Origin of the sequence: Pseudonocardia alni, from assembly GCF_002813375.1 — a bacterium.
Lineage (GTDB): Bacteria > Actinomycetota > Actinomycetes > Mycobacteriales > Pseudonocardiaceae > Pseudonocardia > Pseudonocardia alni.
Genome location: NZ_PHUJ01000003.1, coordinates 2,645,591 through 2,664,643, shown reverse-complemented (window position 1 = coordinate 2,664,643; position 19,053 = coordinate 2,645,591). Strand labels below are relative to the sequence as shown.

The window sequence follows — 19,053 nt, the reverse complement described above, 5'->3', positions numbered from 1 at the left end:
TCATGGGACTCGAGGAGAACCTGCCCAGCGGCGTCCTGCTGACCAATGTGGAGAAACTGGTCAACTGGACCCGGAAGTCGTCGCTCTGGCCTGCCACGTTCGGCCTGGCCTGCTGCGCCATCGAGATGATGACCACCGGCGCCCCGCGCTACGACCTCGCCCGGTTCGGCATGGAGGTCTTCCGGGCCTCGCCGCGCCAGGCGGACCTGATGATCGTCGCGGGCCGCGTGAGCAACAAGATGGCGCCGGTCCTGCGCCAGATCTACGACCAGATGCCCGAGCCGCGCTGGGTGCTCGCGATGGGCGTGTGCGCCAGCTCCGGCGGCATGTTCAACAACTACGCGATCGTCCAGGGCGTGGACCACGTCGTCCCGGTCGACATGTACCTGCCCGGCTGCCCGCCGCGGCCGGAGATGCTGATCGACGCGATCCTGAAGATCCACGCCAAGATCATGGACGAGCCGCTCGGCCCGAAGCGGGCCGCCGAGCTCGCCGAGTCCGGGTACCGCACGCCGATGGTGCCGTCGTCGGTCAAGTACGCGCCGAAGCACAAGCAGCTCGGTGCGCTGAAGACCACGCACACCCCCGACGTACCGAACTACCTGGAGCCGGGCTCGCAGCCCAGGCCGGCCCCGAACGCGCTCGCGCCGGGGGAGACCCTGGAGCTGCCGTCGCTGGCCGACGCGGCCCGCGGAGGTGACGCGAAGTGACCGAGCCGACCGGCACCTCCAAGGACGGGTCCGAGCCCACCGGCGGTGCGCACTCGTCGTCGCAGGAGAGCGGCGCCGCTGCCGAGGAGCAGCGGATGGCGGGCGGCGAGGCCCCCGGCGACCTGGCCGCTCCCGGGGACGCGGCCACCCCCTCCGACGCGCTGGGCGGCGCCCGCCCCGCGCAGAGGATGACCGAGACCCGTACGCGCTCGGGCATGTTCGGCGTCCGCGGCTCCGGCGACACCTCCGGCTACGGCGGCCTGCGCCTGCAGGGCTGGGCCCCGGCCCCGGCCGAGCGGCCCTTCGGCGGCTGGTTCGACGAGTTCGCCGACGAGCTCGGCGCGGCCCTCGACGAGCGCGGCATCCCGCGCGCTGCGATCGAGCAGGTCACGATCGACCGCGACGAGATGACCCTCTACGTCGAGCCCGCCCGCCTGCACGAGGTCGCCCGCACCCTGCGCGACGACCCGGGCCTGCGCTTCGAGTTCTGCTCCGGCGTGTCCGGTGTGGACTACTCGGCGCCGGACGGCGCTCCGGTCGACCGGCCGCTGCACGTCGTCTACCACCTGCTGTCGATGACCTATCGGCGCCGGGTGCGCCTGGAGGTCGCGCTCGACATCGAGAACCCGCACGTCATGAGCGTCGTCGACGTCTACCCGACGGCCGACTGGCACGAGCGCGAGACCTGGGACATGTACGGCGTCGTCTTCGACGGCCACCCGGCGCTGACCCGGATCCTCATGCCGGACGACTGGGACGGCCACCCCCAGCGCAAGAGCTACCCGCTGGGCGGCATCCCCGTGGAGTACAAGGGCGCGGAGATCCCCCCGCCCGATGAGCGGAGGGCCTACTCGTGACGACTGACGCCGACCCCACCACCGCCGACGCCACCGCCGACCCGTACGCCGCGCCCGGCCGGGAGACCACCGAGGGCACGGTCTACACCGTCACCGGCGGCGACTGGGACGACCTGCTCGAGGTCGAGCACGACGACCGCATCGTCATCAACATGGGCCCGCAGCACCCGTCGACGCACGGGGTGCTGCGCCTGGTCCTGGAGCTGGAGGGCGAGACCGTCACCCAGGGCCGCGCGGTCATCGGCTACCTGCACACCGGTATCGAGAAGAACTGCGAGTACCGGACCTGGACCCAGGGCGTCACCTTCGTGACCCGCGCGGACTACCTGGCCCCGCTGTTCAACGAGGGCGCCTACTGCATGGCCGTCGAGAAGCTGCTGGGCGTCGAGGTCCCGCAGCGGGCCGAGCACCTGCGGGTGCTGCTCTGGGAGCTGAACCGGATCGGCTCGCACCTGGTCGCGCTGGCGACCGGCGGCATGGAGCTGGGCGCGCTGACCGGCATGACCTCCGGCTTCCGCGAGCGCGAGGAGGTGCTCCACCTACTGGAGTTCCTCACCGGCCTGCGGATGAACCACGCGTTCATCCGGCCCGGCGGCCTCGCCCAGGACATGCCCGAGGGCTGGCAGGACAAGGTCCGCGACTTCCTGAAGGTCATGAACTCCCGGCTGCCGGACTACGACCGGCTGCTCACCGGGCAGCCGATCTGGCGCCAGCGCCTGGAGGGCGTCGGCTACCTGCCCGTCGACGGCTGCCTGGCCCTCGGCGCGTCCGGCCCGATCCTGCGCTCGGCGGGTCTGGCCTGGGACCTGCGCAAGCACATGCCGTACTCGGTCTACGACCAGTACGACTTCGAGGTCCCGACGGCCACCGAGGCCGACTGCTTCGCCCGCTACCGGATGCGCGTCGCCGAGATCCACGAGTCGCTCAAGATCATGGATCAGGCGGTGACGAAGCTCGACGAGCTCGGCCCGGGCCGCGTCATGGTCGACGACCCGAAGGTCGCCTGGCCGGCGCAGCTGTCGGTCGGCAGCGACGGCATGGGCAACACCCTCGAGCACGTCCGCAAGATCATGGGTCAGTCGATGGAGTCGCTGATCCACCACTTCAAGCTGGTCACCGAGGGTTTCCACGTCCCGCCGGGGCAGGCCTACGCGGCCGTCGAGTCCCCGCGCGGCGAGCTCGCGGTGCACGCCGTGTCCGACGGCGGCACCCGCCCGGTCCGCATCCACGTCCGGGACCCCAGCTTCGTGAACCTGCAGACGATGCCCGCGATGAGCGAGGGCGGCCAGGTCGCCGACGTCATCGCGGCCGTCGCCTCGATCGATCCCGTGATGGGAGGTTGCGACCGATGACGGTCCCCCCGCAGGAGAAGAGCCCCGTCTCGCCGGTGTTCGACGAGCTGACCCGGCAGCGCACCACGGAGATCATCTCCCTCTACCCGGAGCCCCGGTCGGCGCTGCTGCCGCTGCTGCACCTGGTCCAGTCGGTCGAGGGGTACGTCAGCCCCGACGGCATCCGCTACTGCGCGGAGGCGCTGGAGCTGACCACCGCCGAGGTGTCGGCGGTCGCGACGTTCTACACGATGTACAAGCGCACCCCGTGCGGTGAGCACCTGGTCAGCGTGTGCACCAACACGCTGTGCGCGGCGCTGGGCGGCGACGACATCTACGCCCGCCTGCGCACACAGCTGGGTACCGAGGACCGTCCGCTGGGCCACGAGGAGACGGCGGGGGAGCCCGGCAGCACCGGCTCGGTCACCCTCGAGCACGCCGAGTGCCTCGCGGCCTGCGACCTCGCCCCGGTGCTGCAGGTCAACTACGAGTACTTCGACAACCAGACCGTCGAGTCCGCGGTGGAACTCGTCGACGCCCTGCGTCGCGGCGAGCGCCCGCAGCCGACCCGCGGGGCGCCGCTGACCGATCTGCGGACCGTCGAGCTGGAGCTGGCCGGGTTCACCGACGACGCCGGAGGCGTCGACACGACCGCCCGCGTCGAGGGCCCGTCCGGTGCGATCGAGTCGGTGCGCGGGGCCCGGATGGCGCAGGAGAACGGCTGGACCGCCCCGGCGCTGCCCGACGAGCCGCCGGCGATGCCCGCGCTACCGGAGAAGAAGTGATCGCATGAGCACCACAGAGCCTGTGCGCAAGCCGGACCCGATCACGCCCGTCCTGACCAGGCGCTGGCTGTCGCCGCGGTCCTGGTCGATCGACACCTACGAGCAGCTGGAGGGCTACACCTCCCTGCGTACCGCGTTCGCCGCCCACCCCGACCAGCTCATCCAGCTGGTGAAGGACTCCGGGCTGCGCGGCCGCGGCGGTGCCGGGTTCCCCACCGGCATGAAGTGGGGGTTCATCCCGCAGGACGACGGCAGCGGCACGGGCCCCGGCGCGAAGCCGAAGTACCTGGTCATCAACGCCGACGAGGGCGAGCCGGGTACCTGCAAGGACATCCCGACGATGATGGCCGACCCGCACGCGCTCATCGAGGGCTGCATCGTCACCAGCTACGCGATCCGCGCCAACTTCTGCGCGATCTACGTCCGCGGCGAGGCGCTGCACTGCATCCGCAGGCTGCGCGCCGCCGTCCGCGAGGCGAAGGCGAAGGGCTACCTCGGCCGCGACATCCTCGGCTCCGGGTTCGATCTGGAGATCGTGGTGCACGCCGGTGCGGGCGCCTACATCTGCGGCGAGGAGACGGCGCTGCTCGACTCGCTCGAGGGCCGTCGCGGTCAACCCCGGCTCAAGCCGCCGTTCCCGGCGACCGCCGGGCTCTACGCCTGCCCGACCGTCGTCAACAACGTCGAGACCATCGCCAGCGTCCCCGCCATCGTCAACGGCGGGGCGGCCTGGTTCCGCTCGATGGGGCGCGAGAAGTCGCCCGGCCCGAAGATCTACTCGGTCTCCGGGCACGTCGAGCGTCCCGGCCAGTACGAGGCGCCGCTGGGCATCACGCTGCGGGAGCTCCTGGAGCTCGCCGGCGGGATGAAGGACGGGATCCCGCTGAAGTTCTGGACCCCGGGCGGCTCGTCGACACCGCTGTTCACCGCCGAGCACCTCGACGTCCCGCTGGACTTCGAGGGCGCGGCCGAGGCCGGCTCCATGCTGGGGACGACCGCGGTGCAGGTCTTCAACGAGACCGTCTCGGTGCCGTGGGCGGTCATGAAGTGGACCGAGTTCTACAAGCACGAGAGCTGCGGCAAGTGCACCCCGTGCCGCGAGGGCACGTACTGGCTGGTCCAGGTGCTGCAGCGGATGGTGCGCGGCGAGGGCACCTCGACCGACATCGACACCCTGGTCGACGTCTGCGACAACATCCTCGGCCGTTCCTTCTGCGCCCTCGGCGACGGCGCGACGAGCCCGATCACCAGCGCCGTGAAGTACTTCCGCCAGGAGTTCCTGGACCTGATCGCCGACCAGCCGGACGTCGAGCGCCCGGAGCAGCTGGCCGCACTCACCGGAGCGAGCGCATGACCCTCACACCGGAGCGGAACGCCACCGAGGACACACCCGTCCCCGAGGGGCACGTCCGCCTCACCATCGACGGCCAGGTCGTCGACGCCCCCAAGGGCGAGCTGCTGATCCGCACCTGCGAGCGCCTCGGCATCGTGATCCCGCGGTTCTGCGACCACCCGCTCCTCGACCCGGCGGGCGCCTGCCGCCAGTGCCTGGTCGAGGTGGAGATGGGCGGCCGGCCGATGCCGAAGCCGCAGGCCAGCTGCACCATGACCGTCGCCGACGGGATGGTGGTGAAGACCCAGCACACCTCCGAGCGGGCCGACAAGGCGCAGCAGGGTGTCATGGAGCTGCTGCTCATCAACCACCCGCTGGACTGCCCGATCTGCGACAAGGGCGGCGAGTGCCCGCTGCAGAACCAGGCGATGGCGCACGGCCGGTCGGACTCCCGCTTCGTCGAGACCAAGCGCACCTTCCCGAAGCCGCTGCCGATCTCCAGCCAGGTGCTGCTCGACCGCGAGCGCTGCGTGCTCTGCCAGCGCTGCACCCGGTTCTCCGAGGAGATCGCAGGGGACCCGTTCATCGATCTGCTCGAACGCGGCGCGAACCAGCAGATCGGGATCGCCGAGGACCAGCCGTTCCAGTCCTACTTCTCCGGCAACACGATCCAGATCTGTCCGGTCGGCGCACTGACCAGCGCCGCGTACCGGTTCCGGTCGCGCCCGTTCGACCTGCGCTCGACCCCGGGCGTGTGCGAGCACTGCAGCTCCGGCTGCGCCTCGCGTACCGACTCCCGTCGCGGGACCGTGCTGCGCCGGCTCGCCGGCAACGACCCGGAGGTCAACGAGGAGTGGCTCTGCGACAAGGGCCGGTTCGCGTTCCGCTACACCGGTAGCCAGGGCCGCATCACGCGGCCGCTGGTCCGGCGCGCGGACGGCACGCTGGAGGAGGCCTCCTGGACCGAGGCGCTGCAGGTCGCCGCGGACGGGCTGCTCGCGGCCCGTGCCGGAGGCGGTATCGGCGTCCTGCCCGGGGGACGGCTGACCGTCGAGGACGCGTACGCCTACGCCAAGTTCGCCCGCGTCGTCGCCGGCACCAACGACATCGATTTCCGCGCCCGCCCGCACTCGGGGGAGGAGCTGGAGTTCCTCGCCGCGCACGTCGCCGGCGGGACGGTCGAGGACTCGGTGACGTTCGAGCGGGTCGAGAACGCCCCGGCGGTGCTCACCGCCGGCACCGACCCCGAGGAGGAGTCGGGCATCGTCTTCCTCCGTCTGCGCAAGGCGTACCGGAAGCGCGGGCTGCGCCACTTCCAGGTCGGCCCGTTCACCAGCTACGGCGCCGAGAAGACCGGCGCCACCGTGCTGCACGCGGTGCCCGGTGCGGAGGCCGCGGTCGTCGCCGACCCGGGCGCCGACGTCGTCGCCGCGCTGGAGCAGCCGGGCGCGGTGATCCTGGTGGGGGACCGGGCCGCGGAGTCGCCGGGCCTGTACTCGGCGGTGTCCGCGCTCGCCGCCCGCACCGGTGCGGCGATCGGCTGGCTGCCGCGCCGGGCCGGGGACCGCGGTGCTGTCGAGGCGGGCGCGCTGCCCACCCTGCTGCCCGGCGGCCGGCTCGTCACCGATGCCGCCGCCCGCGCCGAGCTCGAGCAGGTCTGGGGCGCCCCCGTCCCGGCCGCCCCGGGCCGCGACGGCGACGCGATCCTCGCCGCCGCCGCGTCCGGCGAGCTGGCCGCACTGGTCGTGGGCGGGGTCGACCCGCAGGACATGGCCGACCCGACCGCGGCGATCACCGCGCTGCGGGAGGTGGGGTTCCTGGTCAGCCTGGAGATCCACACCTCGGCGGTCACCGAGCTCGCCGACGTCGTGCTCCCGGTCGCCCCGGACGCCCAGCGCTCCGGCGCCTACGTCAACTGGGAGGGCCGCCGCCGCGAGTTCGGCGTCGCGCTCGACGCGACCGGCGTGCTCCCGGACTGCCGGGTGCTCGACACCCTCGGCGTCGAGATGGACGCGGACCTGTTCACCCAGACCCCGGCCGCCGCGGCCGGGGAGCTGGAGCGGCTCGGCTCGCGTCGCGCCGGCGGCGTCGCACCGGACCACACGGCGGGCCGGGCCCGGCGTCCCGGCCACGGCCAGGCGGTCCTCGCCACCTCGCGCCAGATGATCGACGACGGCAGTCTCCAGATCGACGAGCCCGCGCTCGCCGGCACGGCACGGCGGCCCTACGTCAAGGTCAACGCGGCCACCGCGGAGCGGCTCGCGCTGGTCGAGGGCGCCGAGGCGACGGTCCGCACCGACCGCGGGGCGATCACCCTGCCGGTCGCGCTGACCGACCTGCCCGACGGCGTCGTCTGGCTGCCGACCTGCTCGCCCGGCTCGCACGTCCGCCCCACACTCGGAGTGGGCCACGGTGACCTCGTGACGGTCGGTCCGGCCGGGAACGGAAGCGCGTCGTGAACCTGTCCCAGGTCCCGCCCACCCCGGTGGACCAGCTGACGCACACCCAGGCGCTGCTCGCCGACGACCCGATCTGGCTGATCCTGATCAAGGTCGTCGGGCTGTTCGCGCTCGGTGTCGTGCTGACCCTGTTCATGATCAACTGGGAGCGCAAGGTCGTCGGCCGGATGCAGCACCGTCCGGGCCCGAACCGGACCGGCCCCGGCGGCTGGCTGCAGAGCCTCGCCGACGGTCTGAAGCTGGCGTTCAAGGAAGACATCATGCCGGCGATGGCCGACAAGAAGGTCTACTTCATCGCCCCTGTCATCTCGACGATCCCGGCGTTCGTCGCCTTCTCCGTCATCCCGTTCGGCGGCGAGGTCACGATCTTCGGCGAGCAGACGGCGCTCCAGCTCGTCGACGTCCCGGTCGGCGTGCTCGTCGTGCTGGCCTGCTCCTCGATCGGCGTCTACGGCATCGTGCTCGGCGGCTGGGCCTCGGGCTCGCCGTACTCCCTGCTCGGCGCGCTGCGCTCGGCCGCCCAGGTCATCTCCTACGAGATCGCGCTGGGCCTGGCCGTCGTCGGCGTCGTCCTCTACTCCGGCTCGCTGTCCACCGCGACGATCGTCGGGGCGCAGGCGTCGGGCTGGTACTTCTGGCTCCTGCTGCCGAGCTTCGTGGTCTTCGTGATCGCGATGGTCGGCGAGACCAACCGGGCCCCGTTCGACCTCCCCGAGGCCGAGTCGGAGCTGGTCGGCGGGTTCCACACCGAGTACTCGTCGCTGAAGTTCGCGCTGTTCTTCCTCGCCGAGTACGTGAACATGGTGACCGTCTCGGCGATGGCGGTGACGCTGTTCCTCGGCGGCGGCATGTGGCCGTGGCCGCTGAGCTTCCTCAACGAGTACGGCTGGCTGCAGTTCGTCGCCTTCATCATCAAGGTGCTGCTGTTCCTGTTCGTGTTCATCTGGCTGCGCGGGACGCTGCCGCGGTTCCGCTACGACCAGTTCATGAAGCTGGGCTGGAAGGTCCTGGTCCCGGTCATGCTGGTCTGGATCGTCGCGATCTTCGGCATCCGGGCGTTCGTGAACACCGGCTCGGACAACTACGTGCTGCTGCTGTCGCTGATCGGGTTCGCGCTCGCCGTCGTGCTCGCGGTGGCGTTCCTGCTGCCCGACCGGCAGACCGAGCCGCCACCGGTCGAGCCGGCGTCGGACTATCCCGTGCCGCCGCTGGACCTGGTGGTCCCCGACTCACCCCCGAAGCGTCGGAAGGCCGTCACGGCCGGAAAGGACGCGCGCTAGATGTTCGACTTCTTCAAGGGATTCGGCGTCACCTTCTCGACGATGTTCAAGAAGGTCGTCACCGAGGAGTACCCCGAGGACTTCCCGCCCGCCGCGCCGCGCTACCACGGGCGCCACCAGCTCAACCGGCACCCGGACGGGCTCGAGAAGTGCGTCGGCTGCGAGCTGTGCGCCTGGGCCTGCCCGGCCGACGCCATCTACGTCGAGGGCGGGGACAACACCGAGGAGGCGCGGTACTCGCCCGGTGAGCGCTACGGCGCGATCTATCAGATCAACTACCTGCGGTGCATCGGCTGCGGCCTGTGCATCGAGGCCTGCCCGACGCGCTCGCTCACGATGACGAACTTCTACGAGCTGGCCGACGACAACCGGCAGGACCTCATCTACACCAAGGAGCAGCTGATGGCCCCGCTGCTGCCGGGCATGGAGCAGCCGCCGCACCCGATGCGCCTGGGCTCCGACGAGCAGGACTACTACGTCTCCGGTCCGACGCTCGCGAAGGTGTCCGCCCAGGACCAGACCAAGGAGCAGGCCCGATGACCACGGCCGCGGTCCTGGCCCAGGCGGCCGGGGAGGTGAGCACCGGCGAGGCGGTCGCGTTCTGGATCCTCGGACCGGTGGCGCTGGCCGGTGCGCTCGGCCTGGTCTTCGCCCGGCACGCGGTGCACGCCGCGCTGCTGCTGGTCCTGACGATGTTCTCGATCGCGGTGCTGTACCTGGTGCAGTCCGCCCCGTTCCTCGGGTTCGTGCAGATCATCGTCTACACCGGTGCCGTGATGATGCTGTTCCTGTTCGTCCTCATGCTGGTCGGACGGGACTCCAAGGACTCGGTGATCGAGGTCCTGCGCGGGCAGCGGGCCGCGGCGCTGGTGTTCGGCGTCGCGCTGGCCGCGCTGCTGGTCGGCGGGCTGGCCCGCGGCCTGACCAGCGTCACCCCCGCGGGGCTGGCGCAGGGCGGGCTCGGGTGGAACGGCAACGTCCCCGGCCTCGGCCGGCTGATCTTCACCGACTACCTGCTGGCGTTCGAGCTGACCGCGGCCCTGCTGATGGTCGCCGCGCTCGGCGCGATGGTGCTGTCCGGCTCGCAGAGCAGCCAGCACACCAAGATCGGCCAGCGCGCGACGGTGCTGAAGCGGCTGCGCGGCGAGCACGCCCGCATCTCCCCGCTGCCCGGCCCCGGCGTCTACGCGACGGCGAACTCGGTCGCGGTCCCGGCGATCCTGCCCGACGGCTCGATCGCCCCGGAGTCGCTGTCGGAGATCATCGAGTCGGTCGCGGTCGACGTGCCGGACACGACGACGCCGGACGCGCACGCGCTGACCGGCCGCCCGGCACCCGACCGGACCGCCGCCTCCGGTGAGGCCGCCGACACCGGGGAGCACCGATGAGGCCCGAGTACTACCTGCTGCTCTCGGCGCTGCTGTTCACCATCGGCGCCGTCGGCGTCCTGGTGCGGCGCAACGCCGTGGTCGTGTTCATGTGCATCGAGCTCATGCTGAACGCGGTGAACCTGACCCTGGTCACGTTCTCGCGCATCAACGGCAACCTCGACGGCCAGGTGATGGCCCTGTTCGTGATGGTCGTCGCGGCCTGTGAGGTCGTCGTCGGGCTCGCGATCATCACGGCGATCTTCCGCACCCGCCAGTCGTCGTCGGTGGACGACGCGAACCTCTTGAAGTACTAGGAGCGCGCTGGTGACCGTCCTTCTCGCACAGGCCGCCCCGCAGGCGACCGGCGCCGCCTCGCTGGCCTGGTTGCTGATCGCGCTCCCCGCGGCCGGTGCACTCGTGCTCTTCCTCGCCGGACGGCGGGCCGACGCCTGGGGCCACTGGCTCGGCGTCGCGACCGTCGTCGGCGCGTTCGTCGTCGGTGTGACGATATTCCTGCAGACCCTCGGTCTGCCCGCCGACGAGCGGCTGCGCGAGCAGTCGCTGTGGTCCTGGATGTCCTCCGGCGCGCTGGAGGTCGACTTCGGGCTCCGGATCGACACGCTGTCGCTGACGTTCGTACTGCTGATCACCGGGGTCGGGGCGCTCATCCACCTCTACTCGGTCGGCTACATGAGCCACGACCCGAACCGGCGGCGGTTCTTCGCGCAGCTGAACCTGTTCGTCGCCGCGATGCTGGTGCTGGTCCTCGGCAACAACTTCGTGATGCTCTACCTCGGCTGGGAGGGCGTCGGTCTGGCGTCGTACCTGCTGATCGGCTTCTACCAGGACCGGCCCTCCGCGGCGACGGCGGCGAAGAAGGCCTTCCTGATGAACCGGGTCGGCGACGTCGGCCTGGCGATCGCGATCTTCCTGCTCTGGCTGGAGCTCGGGACCCTGCAGTACACCGAGGTCTTCGCCCGCATCGGCGAGGTCGGCGGCGGCACGGTCCTCGCGATCACGCTGCTGCTCCTGCTCGGCGCCTGCGGAAAGTCCGGCCAGTTCCCGCTGCAGTCCTGGCTCCCGGACGCGATGGAGGGCCCGACCCCGGTCTCGGCCCTCATCCACGCGGCCACGATGGTCACCGCGGGCGTCTACCTCATCGCCCGGGCCTCGCCGATCTACAACCTGTCCGAGACCGGACGGCTGGTCGTCGCGATCATCGGTGTCATCACGCTGATGATCGGCGCGATCATCGGTTGCGCCTACGACGACATCAAGAAGGTCCTGGCCTACTCCACGGTCAGCCAGATCGGCTACATGATCCTCGCCGTCGGGCTCGGGCCGGCCGGCTACGCGCTGGGCATCCTGCACCTGCTGACGCACGGCTTCTTCAAGGCCGGGCTCTTCCTCGGCGCCGGTTCGGTCATGCACGCCATGAACGACGACGTCGACATGCGCCGCTTCGGCGGCCTGTGGCGGAAGATGCCGGTCACCTTCGTGACCTTCGGCCTCGGCTACCTCGCGCTGATCGGCTTCCCGTTCCTGTCCGGCTACTTCTCCAAGGACGCGATCATCGAGGCCGCGTTCGCCCAGGAGGGCTGGCAGGGCTGGGTGTTCGGCGGGCTCGCGACGCTCGCGGCCGGTCTGACCGCCTTCTACATGACCCGCCTGATGATCATGACGTTCTTCGGTGCGGAGCGCTGGCGCACGGTGCAGTCCACCGACGGCCGCGACTACCACCCGCACGAGTCCCCGGCGACGATGACCGTCCCGATGATCGTGCTGGCCGTCGGCTCCGTCTTCGGCGGGGGCGTGCTCTACGGGATGGTCCCGGAGTGGCTCGCCCCGGTCGTGGGGGAGCGCGTCGAGCTCGAGGGCGGCGCCCTGCCGCACGCGGTGATCCCGTGGCTGGTCGTCGGCGTCTCGCTGCTCGGCGTGCTGGCGGGCTACCTGTTCGTCGGCCGCTCCCCGGTGCAGGTGGAGCGCCCGCAGCGGGTGTCGCCGGTCGTCGCCGCGGCCCGTGCCGACCTCGGCGCGAACGCCTTCAACGAGGCGTTCATCGAGCGGCCCGGCATCGTCCTCACGCGGGCGCTCGCCTGGTTCGACGACCGCGGGATCGACGGGGCCGTCAACGGCACCGCGTCGGCGTTCGGCGGCGGTTCCAGCCGCCTGCGCCGGCTCCAGACCGGCTTCGTCCGGTCCTACGCACTCTCGATGCTCGGCGGGGCGGTCATCGTCGTCGCCGCGATGCTGGCGGTGAGGTTCGTCTCATGACCCCCCTGGACACGGCTCCCATCGTCCCCGGCTCCGGGGGCAACCCGTTCCTGATCGTCCTGCTGCTGGTGCCGGTCGTCGGCGCGCTGGTCATGTACCCGCTGCGCGCCAACACCGGGCTCGCGAAGGCGGTCGCGATGGCGACGGCGCTGCTGGAGCTGGTACTCGTCGTCGTCGCGTGGGCGCTCTACTCCATCCCCGCGGCGCAGGCCGGCGCCCGGTTCCAGCTCGAGTTCTCGATGTCCTGGATCCCCGCGTTCGGTACGCACATCGCGTTCGGCGTCGACGGCATCGCGCTGGCGCTGATCGGGCTCACCGCGTTCCTGGTGCCCGGCCTGATGCTGTTCGCGTGGGCGGAGAAGCTGCCCGAGGGCCGCTCGGCCGCCGGATACTTCGCGCTGCTGCTGGCGACCCAGGCGACGCTGGTCGGTGTCTTCGCCGCCACCGACGTCTTCCTGTTCTACGTGTTCTTCGAGGCCATGCTGGTCCCGATGTACTTCCTGATCGGCCGCTTCGGCGGGCCGCGCCGGCAGTACGCGGCGGTGAAGTTCTTCCTGTACTCGCTGCTCGGCGGCCTCATCATGCTGGCGTCGCTGATCGGGCTGTTCGTGGTCAGCGAGCAGCAGCTGGGCCAGGGCACGTTCACCTGGGCCGACCTGCAGGCGATGGCGTCGAGCGTGCCGGAGTCGACCCAGATCTGGCTGTTCCTCGGCTTCTTCGTCGCGTTCGCGATCAAGGCGCCGCTCGTGCCGTTCCACACCTGGCTGCCCGACGCCGGTGCCGAGGCCCCGATCGTCGGCGCGGTGCTGCTGGTCGGCGTGCTGGACAAGGTCGGTACCTACGGCTTCCTGCGCTACCTGCTGCCGCTGTTCCCGCAGGCGTCGCAGACCCTGGCGCCGCTGGTGCTGGTGCTCGCCGTCGCCGGGATCGTCTACGCCGCGCTGCTCGCGGTCGCCCAGACCGACATGGGCCGGTTCGTCGCCTACACCTCGGTGGCGCACTTCGGCTTCATCGCGCTCGGGGTGTTCGCGTTCTCCTCGCAGGCCTTCGCCGGCGCGACGCTCTACATGGTCAACCACGGTCTCTCGACCGGCATGCTGTTCGTCATGGTCGGCGTGCTGATCAGCCGCGGCGGCTCGCGCCTGATCGCCGACTACGGCGGCGTCGCGAAGCTCGCCCCGGTGATGGCGGGCTGTCTGCTGCTGGCCGGGATGAGCTCGCTGGCGCTGCCCGGCACGAACTCGTTCGTCTCGGAGTTCCTGGTGCTGGTCGGCTCGTTCCCGAACCGGCCGGTGTTCACCGTGATCGCGACGATCGGCATCATCTTCGCCGCGCTCTACGTGCTGTGGTTCTACCAGCGCACGATGCAGGGCCCGGTGCGCGGCACCGCGGTCATGGCGGCGCTGGAGCGGGGCGGCGCGGGCGGCCCGGGGTCGATGATCGACCCGGCGGTCGCCGCGCAGCGCAAGGGCTCCGGCTTCCCCGACCTCACGGGTCGCGAGATCGGCGTGCTCGTGCCGCTGATCGTCGCGATCGTGGTGCTCGGCTTCTACCCGGGCCCGGTGCTCGACCTGATCAACCCGTCGGTGACGGCGACGATGACCGAGCTCGGCCTGCCCGACCCGGTCGTCGCTGGAGGGATCGCTCGATGAGCTCGTTGGTTCTCCCCGCCCAGGTGGCTCCGATCGAGATGCCCGCGGTCGACTGGGCGGCCACCGCGCCGCTGTGGATCGTGTTCGCGGGTGCCTGCGTGTCGGTGCTGCTGGAGGCGTTCCTCCCGCGGCACCAGCGCTGGCCGGTCCAGGTCGTGCTGACCGGGCTGACCCTGGTCGCGGCGCTCGTCGCGCTGGCCGGGTACGCGCTCGGGTCCCCGGCGGCGGTGCTGACCTTCGGCACCGCGCTGTCGGTGGACGCGCCGTCGCTGTTCCTGTGGGGCACCCTGATCGTCCTCGCGATCCCCAGCCTGCTGCTGATCGCGGACCGGTCGGTGGAGCCGGGCGGGGTGTTCGTGGCCTCGGCCGCCGAGCGGGCCGCGGTCCGCTCCGGCGGCGGCCCGGCCACCCCGGCCGGCGGCGAGCACGTCGACCGCTCCTACGGGGCGCCCGACGAGACACCGACGATGCAGACCGAGCCGTTCCCGTTCGTGCTGTTCGCGCTCGGCGGCATGATGGCGTTCGTCGCGGCGAACGACCTGCTCACGATGTTCATCGCCCTCGAGGTCCTGTCGCTGCCGCTGTACCTGATGTGCGGGCTGGCGCGGCGCCGCCGGCTGCTGTCGCAGGAGTCCGCGGTCAAGTACTTCCTGCTCGGCGCGTTCGGCTCGGCGTTCTTCCTCTACGGCATCGCGCTGCTCTACGGCTACGCGGGCTCGGTGCGGCTCTCGGCGATCTCCCAGGCCGCCGCGGGCACCCTGGCGTCGGACACGCTGCTGTTCGCGGGCCTGGCGCTGCTGCTGGTGGGGCTGCTGTTCAAGGGCTCGGTCGCCCCGTTCCACACCTGGACCCCGGACGTCTACCAGGGCGCCCCGACGCCGGTCACGGCGTTCATGGCGGCCTGCACGAAGGTCGCCGCGTTCGGTGCGATCGCCCGGGTGCTCTACGTCGGCTTCGGCAGCACCGTCTGGGAGTGGCGCGGCGTGCTGTGGGTGGTCGCGGTCGTCTCGATGGTCGTCGGCGCGGTGCTGGGGCTCACCCAGACCGACGTGAAGCGCATGATCGCCTACTCCTCGATCGCGCACGCCGGGTTCATCCTGCTCGGCGCCATGGCGCTGACGCCGCAGGGCACGTCCGGGCTGATGTTCTACCTGCTGGCCTACGGCTTCACGACGGTCGCGGTCTTCGGGATCATCTCGCTGGTCCGCACCGGTGACGGCGAGGCCTCGGACCTGGCGGCCTGGGCGGGCCTGGCGAAGAGGTCGCCGCTCGTCGCCGGGATCATGACGTTCCTGCTGCTCGCGCTCGCCGGCATCCCGCTGACCAGCGGGTTCACCGCCAAGTTCGCGGTGTTCTCGGCGGCGTCGGCGGACGGCATGGTGCCGCTGGTGGTGATCGCGCTGGTCGCGTCCGCGGTGGCCGCGTTCTTCTACCTGCGCATCGTGGTGCTCATGTACTTCCGGGAGCCCGCCGAGGACGGTCCGGCCGTCGTCGTGCCCGGGGCGTTCACCACCGTGGCCATCACCCTGGGCACGCTGGCGACCCTCGTTCTCGGGATTCTTCCCACACCCGTCCTCGAATGGGCCGCCAGCGGCGCGTTCTCGGGCTGACGTTCGTAGGCTGTGGGGGTGGAGACACAGAGTGTGGCCGGGATCCGGATGGCCGATCCGGTCCTGGCCGAGGCCACCGCTGACGGGCTCAAGCGGGTCGAGGACCTGCTGCACCGCGAGGTGCACAGCGACTACGAGTTCGTCACCGAGACCTCGTTGCACCTGATCGACGCGGGGGGCAAGCGGTTCCGTCCGCTGTTCACGCTGCTCGCGGCGCAGGTGGGACCGCATCCCGAACGCGACGAGGTGATCACGGCGGCCGCCGTGGTGGAGCTGATCCACCTGGCGACGCTGTACCACGACGACGTGATGGACGAGGCGTCCATGCGGCGGGGCGCGGAGTCCGCGAACTCGCGCTGGGACAACTCGATCGCGATCCTGACCGGGGACTTCCTGTTCGCGCACGCGTCGCGGCTGGTCGCCGACCTGGGGCCGGACGCGGTGCGGATCATCGCCGAGACGTTCGCGCTGCTCGTGACCGGTCAGATGCGCGAGACCCGCGGCCCCAAGGCGTCCGACGACCCGGTGCAGCACTACCTGCGGGTGGTCGCGGAGAAGACCGGGTCGCTCATCGCGACCTCGGGCCGCTACGGCGGCATGTTCTCCGGCGCACCCGCCGAGCACGTCGAGGCGCTGCGGACCTTCGGCGAGGTCATCGGGGCGGCGTTCCAGATCTCCGACGACATCATCGACATCGCGTCGCCGTCGGACGACTCGGGCAAGACGCCCGGCACCGACCTGCGCGAGGGCGTGCACACCCTGCCGATGCTCTACGCCCTGCGCGACGGCGACGACTCCGCCGACGCGCGCAGGCTGCGTCAGCTGCTGGCCGCTCCGATCAGCGACGACGACGAGGTGGCCGAGGCGCTGGAGCTGCTCCGCTCCGGTGACGCGCTGGTCAAGGCCCGCGAGACCGTCGCCGGGTACGCCGACCGGGCGCGCGCCGAGCTGGCCGTACTGCCGCCGTGCCCGGCGATCGAGGCGCTGCGGACGCTGACCGACTACACGGTGGAGCGGGTGGGCTGAGGTGCCGGTGGACGTCGCCGTCGCAGCAGGTCGACGGTGAAGACCACCAGCGCCAGCCAGACGAGGGCGAACCCGGCCCAGCGGGCCGGGGCCATCGTCTGGCCGACCACCAGCACGCCCCACAGGAACTGCAGCGTGGGGTTGATGTAGAGCAGCACCCCGAGGGTCGTGAGCGGCAGCCGTCGCGCCGCGGAGCCGTAGAGCAGCAGCGGCAGCGCCGTCGCCGGGCCCGCGGACAGCATGAGCAGCAGGTGCCACGGGCCGTGCCCGGTGAACGTGCCGCCGCCGGAGAGCGCCACGACGACCAGGAACACCGCGGCCGGCACGACGAGCACGAGGCCCTCCGCGGTCAGCCCGGCTGCGGCGGGCAGCGGCGCGGTCGCCTTGAACAGTCCGTAGATCCCGAACGAACAGGCCAGCGCCATCGACAGCCACGGCACCGTCCCGTTCCCGACGGCGATGACGACGACCGCCGTCGCCGCCAGCCCCAGCGCCACCCACTGCGCGGGCCGCAGCCGCTCCCGCAGGACGAGGACGCCGAACAGCACCCCGACCAGCGGGGTCATGTAGTAGCCGAGCGCGGACTCGACGATCAGCCCCACCGACACGCCCCAGATGAACAGGCCCCAGTTCACCGCGATGAACACCGCGGCGGCGGCGGTCGCGAGCCATCCCCGGACACCGAGCCCGCGGACGTCGCCCCAGCCGCGCAGCACGGTCAGCACCAGCGACATCAGCACCGCGGTCCACAGCACGCGGTGGGCGAGCACCTCCAGCGGCGCCGCGGGGTCCAGCAGCGGCCAGAACGCCGGGAACAGGCCCCACAGGACGTACGCGCCGACGCCCGCGGTGAGCCCGGCGGGGTTCCGCTCACTCCGTTCGGGTGTGGTTCGTTCGGGGGAACGAGCGGTGGTCATGGTCGCTTCGGGTGGTCGGTCACGGGCACGATGATCCGATACGGGTGGGCTCCCGCGCGAGACGACGGCGGGGCGGGCACGATCCGTGATACCAAGCACGGCGACAGCGGTCCGGGACGGTCCCGGGTGGACGGAGGTCCGGCATGGGCTGGATGTGGGTACTGCTGGCGGTGCTCGTGGTCCTGATGGTGGCGGGGGTACTGGTGTCCCGTCGCCGCGGAGGGACCGTCGAGGGCGGTCCGGAGGCCACGGGGACGCCCGACACGGCTGAGGTGCCCGACGGGCCGGACCCGGGGCGCGACCCCGGGACCGTGGGGCTGTTCGACACCGCGGGGGCGGTCGACCCGTCCGCCACGGCGGCCGGGGCGCACACGCCGTCGCCGGACGTCGCACCGTCGCCCTCCTCGGCGGACGGTGCGGGAGAGTGGTCCGGCCCCGGGGCGACGTCGGGCGGGCCCACCCGGAACCGCGATGCACCGGGCGGGCACGGGCTGTCCGGCGGGACGGAGGCCGATCCGGCGCCCGGGACCCGGCCGGCGGACGTCGCGCCCGGAGTCACGGCGACGGCCCCGGACCTGTCCGGTCCGGAGGCGTCGGGTCGCGGTGCCGCCGGGGACGGAGCCGACGGGGACGGCGGCACCGCGGGCGGGACCGGCCCGGGCGACGACGACAGAACCACGACCGACGGTGTCGCTGCCCTGTCCCAGGACGGTGAGTCCCACGACGGCGCAGCCGCGGACGGTGCGGTCCACGACGGTCCGGCGGATGACGGTGCTGCCGGCTCCGTCCCGGTCCCGTTGGAGCCGAGCAGTGCCGCCACGACCACGGACGTCGCCACGACCGCGGACGTCGCCACGACCGCGGACGTCGCCACGACCGCGGACGCCGCCACGACCGCGGACGCCGCCACGACCGCGGACGCGGCCACGGCCCCCGCGGTCCCCCTCCCGCGCCCCGAGAGCGACCCTGCGCCGCCGGACGGGCCGGCCGAGGACGACGAGCCGGCCGGCCGCCACGCCCTGCGCGACGACGTCGAACCGGCCCCGCTGCCCGAGCCGGGCCCCGCGCCGGCCGACGACGGCCCGCCCGCACCGCTGTCGATCCCGTCGCGGCCGCGACAGGACGCCGGTGGCTCGGCGCTGGCGGCGCTCGATTCCATGATCATCGGCCCGTCCGCGGCGTCCGCGCCGCTGCCCCCGGGGGTGCGTCCGGGGCCGTACCCGGACTCGGTGCTCGCCCCCACCGACGGTGGTGACCCGCCCGAGACGCACCGGGTGAAGGTGCACAGCGGTTCGCGGAGGTTCCACCCGCCCGAGTCGCCGTACTACGTCCGCACCCGCGCGGACCTGTACTTCACCGCGGAGGGCGCGGCGCGGGCGGCCGGGTTCATCGCCTGGCACGAACGCCCCGGGGCCCGCTGAGCCCCAGCGCCTCCGGACACACGACGGC

16 protein-coding genes are annotated in these 19,053 nt (G+C 71.9%); 15 read left to right on the top strand and 1 reads right to left on the bottom strand.

From position 1 onward, the window contains the following. The first annotated feature begins 2 nt into the window (after nucleotides 1-2). The 14 genes from ATL51_RS13325 to ATL51_RS13260 are packed head-to-tail and all read left to right on the top strand — an operon-like array spanning nucleotide 3 to nucleotide 16,687. Nucleotides 3-710, top strand: a complete 708-nt coding sequence (locus ATL51_RS13325) for a NuoB/complex I 20 kDa subunit family protein (RefSeq protein WP_100878769.1) — start codon at nucleotides 3-5, stop codon at nucleotides 708-710. Then, a complete protein-coding gene (locus ATL51_RS13320; RefSeq protein ID WP_374210206.1) occupies nucleotides 707-1,567 on the top strand; it encodes an NADH-quinone oxidoreductase subunit C in 861 nt (286 codons plus the stop codon). The genes ATL51_RS13325 and ATL51_RS13320 overlap by 4 nt, the downstream gene beginning before the upstream one ends. Next, entirely contained in the window at nucleotides 1,564-2,919 is a 1,356-nt protein-coding gene (locus ATL51_RS13315) for an NADH-quinone oxidoreductase subunit D (protein ID WP_100878768.1), read from the top strand. The genes ATL51_RS13320 and ATL51_RS13315 overlap by 4 nt, the downstream gene beginning before the upstream one ends. Continuing rightward, nucleotides 2,916-3,683 (top strand): NADH-quinone oxidoreductase subunit NuoE, encoded by a 768-nt coding sequence (nuoE, locus tag ATL51_RS13310; protein ID WP_073576540.1) that lies wholly within the window; start codon nucleotides 2,916-2,918, stop codon nucleotides 3,681-3,683. Before ATL51_RS13315 ends, nuoE begins: the two co-directional genes overlap by 4 nt. A gap of 4 nt (nucleotides 3,684-3,687) precedes the next feature. Next, nucleotides 3,688-5,037: an NADH-quinone oxidoreductase subunit NuoF gene (gene nuoF / locus ATL51_RS13305; RefSeq protein ID WP_073576539.1), complete on the top strand. Its 1,350-nt coding sequence runs from the start codon at nucleotides 3,688-3,690 to the stop codon at nucleotides 5,035-5,037. Next, nucleotides 5,034-7,475, top strand: coding sequence for an NADH-quinone oxidoreductase subunit G (locus ATL51_RS13300; RefSeq protein ID WP_100878767.1), 2,442 nt, complete (start codon nucleotides 5,034-5,036; stop codon nucleotides 7,473-7,475). Before nuoF ends, ATL51_RS13300 begins: the two co-directional genes overlap by 4 nt. Nucleotides 7,476-7,510: 35 nt before the next feature. Further along, the gene (nuoH, locus tag ATL51_RS13295; protein ID WP_100880687.1) at nucleotides 7,511-8,755 is read left to right on the top strand and encodes an NADH-quinone oxidoreductase subunit NuoH; all 1,245 of its coding nucleotides are present in this window, start codon (nucleotides 7,511-7,513) and stop codon (nucleotides 8,753-8,755) included. After that, nucleotides 8,756-9,295: an NADH-quinone oxidoreductase subunit NuoI gene (gene nuoI / locus ATL51_RS13290; protein WP_100878766.1), complete on the top strand. Its 540-nt coding sequence runs from the start codon at nucleotides 8,756-8,758 to the stop codon at nucleotides 9,293-9,295. Beyond that, complete coding sequence (locus ATL51_RS13285; protein ID WP_062397973.1) at nucleotides 9,292-10,143, top strand: NADH-quinone oxidoreductase subunit J; 852 nt, start codon at nucleotides 9,292-9,294, stop codon at nucleotides 10,141-10,143. Before nuoI ends, ATL51_RS13285 begins: the two co-directional genes overlap by 4 nt. Then, entirely contained in the window at nucleotides 10,140-10,439 is a 300-nt protein-coding gene (gene nuoK / locus ATL51_RS13280) for an NADH-quinone oxidoreductase subunit NuoK (protein ID WP_060710483.1), read from the top strand. Before ATL51_RS13285 ends, nuoK begins: the two co-directional genes overlap by 4 nt. A 7-nt stretch (nucleotides 10,440-10,446) precedes the next feature. Next, entirely contained in the window at nucleotides 10,447-12,399 is a 1,953-nt protein-coding gene (gene nuoL, locus ATL51_RS13275; protein WP_392567400.1) for an NADH-quinone oxidoreductase subunit L, read from the top strand. Then, entirely contained in the window at nucleotides 12,396-14,051 is a 1,656-nt protein-coding gene (locus ATL51_RS13270) for an NADH-quinone oxidoreductase subunit M (RefSeq protein ID WP_073576536.1), read from the top strand. The genes nuoL and ATL51_RS13270 overlap by 4 nt, the downstream gene beginning before the upstream one ends. Next, the gene (gene nuoN, locus ATL51_RS13265) at nucleotides 14,048-15,661 is read left to right on the top strand and encodes an NADH-quinone oxidoreductase subunit NuoN (RefSeq protein WP_073576535.1); all 1,614 of its coding nucleotides are present in this window, start codon (nucleotides 14,048-14,050) and stop codon (nucleotides 15,659-15,661) included. Before ATL51_RS13270 ends, nuoN begins: the two co-directional genes overlap by 4 nt. A 48-nt stretch (nucleotides 15,662-15,709) precedes the next feature. Beyond that, entirely contained in the window at nucleotides 15,710-16,687 is a 978-nt protein-coding gene (locus ATL51_RS13260; protein WP_062403804.1) for a polyprenyl synthetase family protein, read from the top strand. Here the strand turns inward: ATL51_RS13260 and rarD are convergent. After that, nucleotides 16,663-17,604 (bottom strand): EamA family transporter RarD, encoded by a 942-nt coding sequence (gene rarD, locus ATL51_RS13255; protein WP_100878764.1) that lies wholly within the window; start codon nucleotides 17,602-17,604, stop codon nucleotides 16,663-16,665. The genes ATL51_RS13260 and rarD overlap by 25 nt on opposite strands. Nucleotides 17,605-17,747: 143 nt before the next feature. On the opposite strand from rarD, the gene ATL51_RS13250 reads away from it, so the two are divergent. Then, nucleotides 17,748-19,025: a sunset domain-containing protein gene (locus ATL51_RS13250; protein WP_100878763.1), complete on the top strand. Its 1,278-nt coding sequence runs from the start codon at nucleotides 17,748-17,750 to the stop codon at nucleotides 19,023-19,025. Nucleotides 19,026-19,053 lie beyond the last annotated feature (28 nt).

Coding starts and splice junctions, on each gene's coding strand:
- ATL51_RS13250 (WP_100878763.1), top strand. CDS start 17,748: ATGGGCTGGATGTGGGTACTGCTGGCGGTGCTCGTGGTCCTGATGGTG.
- ATL51_RS13300 (WP_100878767.1), top strand. CDS start 5,034: ATGACCCTCACACCGGAGCGGAACGCCACCGAGGACACACCCGTCCCC.
- nuoK (WP_060710483.1), top strand. CDS start 10,140: ATGAGGCCCGAGTACTACCTGCTGCTCTCGGCGCTGCTGTTCACCATC.
- ATL51_RS13270 (WP_073576536.1), top strand. CDS start 12,396: ATGACCCCCCTGGACACGGCTCCCATCGTCCCCGGCTCCGGGGGCAAC.
- ATL51_RS13285 (WP_062397973.1), top strand. CDS start 9,292: ATGACCACGGCCGCGGTCCTGGCCCAGGCGGCCGGGGAGGTGAGCACC.
- ATL51_RS13260 (WP_062403804.1), top strand. CDS start 15,710: ATGGCCGATCCGGTCCTGGCCGAGGCCACCGCTGACGGGCTCAAGCGG.
- nuoN (WP_073576535.1), top strand. CDS start 14,048: ATGAGCTCGTTGGTTCTCCCCGCCCAGGTGGCTCCGATCGAGATGCCC.
- nuoI (WP_100878766.1), top strand. CDS start 8,756: ATGTTCGACTTCTTCAAGGGATTCGGCGTCACCTTCTCGACGATGTTC.
- nuoE (WP_073576540.1), top strand. CDS start 2,916: ATGACGGTCCCCCCGCAGGAGAAGAGCCCCGTCTCGCCGGTGTTCGAC.
- nuoF (WP_073576539.1), top strand. CDS start 3,688: ATGAGCACCACAGAGCCTGTGCGCAAGCCGGACCCGATCACGCCCGTC.
- ATL51_RS13325 (WP_100878769.1), top strand. CDS start 3: ATGGGACTCGAGGAGAACCTGCCCAGCGGCGTCCTGCTGACCAATGTG.
- rarD (WP_100878764.1), bottom strand. CDS start 17,604: ATGACCACCGCTCGTTCCCCCGAACGAACCACACCCGAACGGAGTGAG.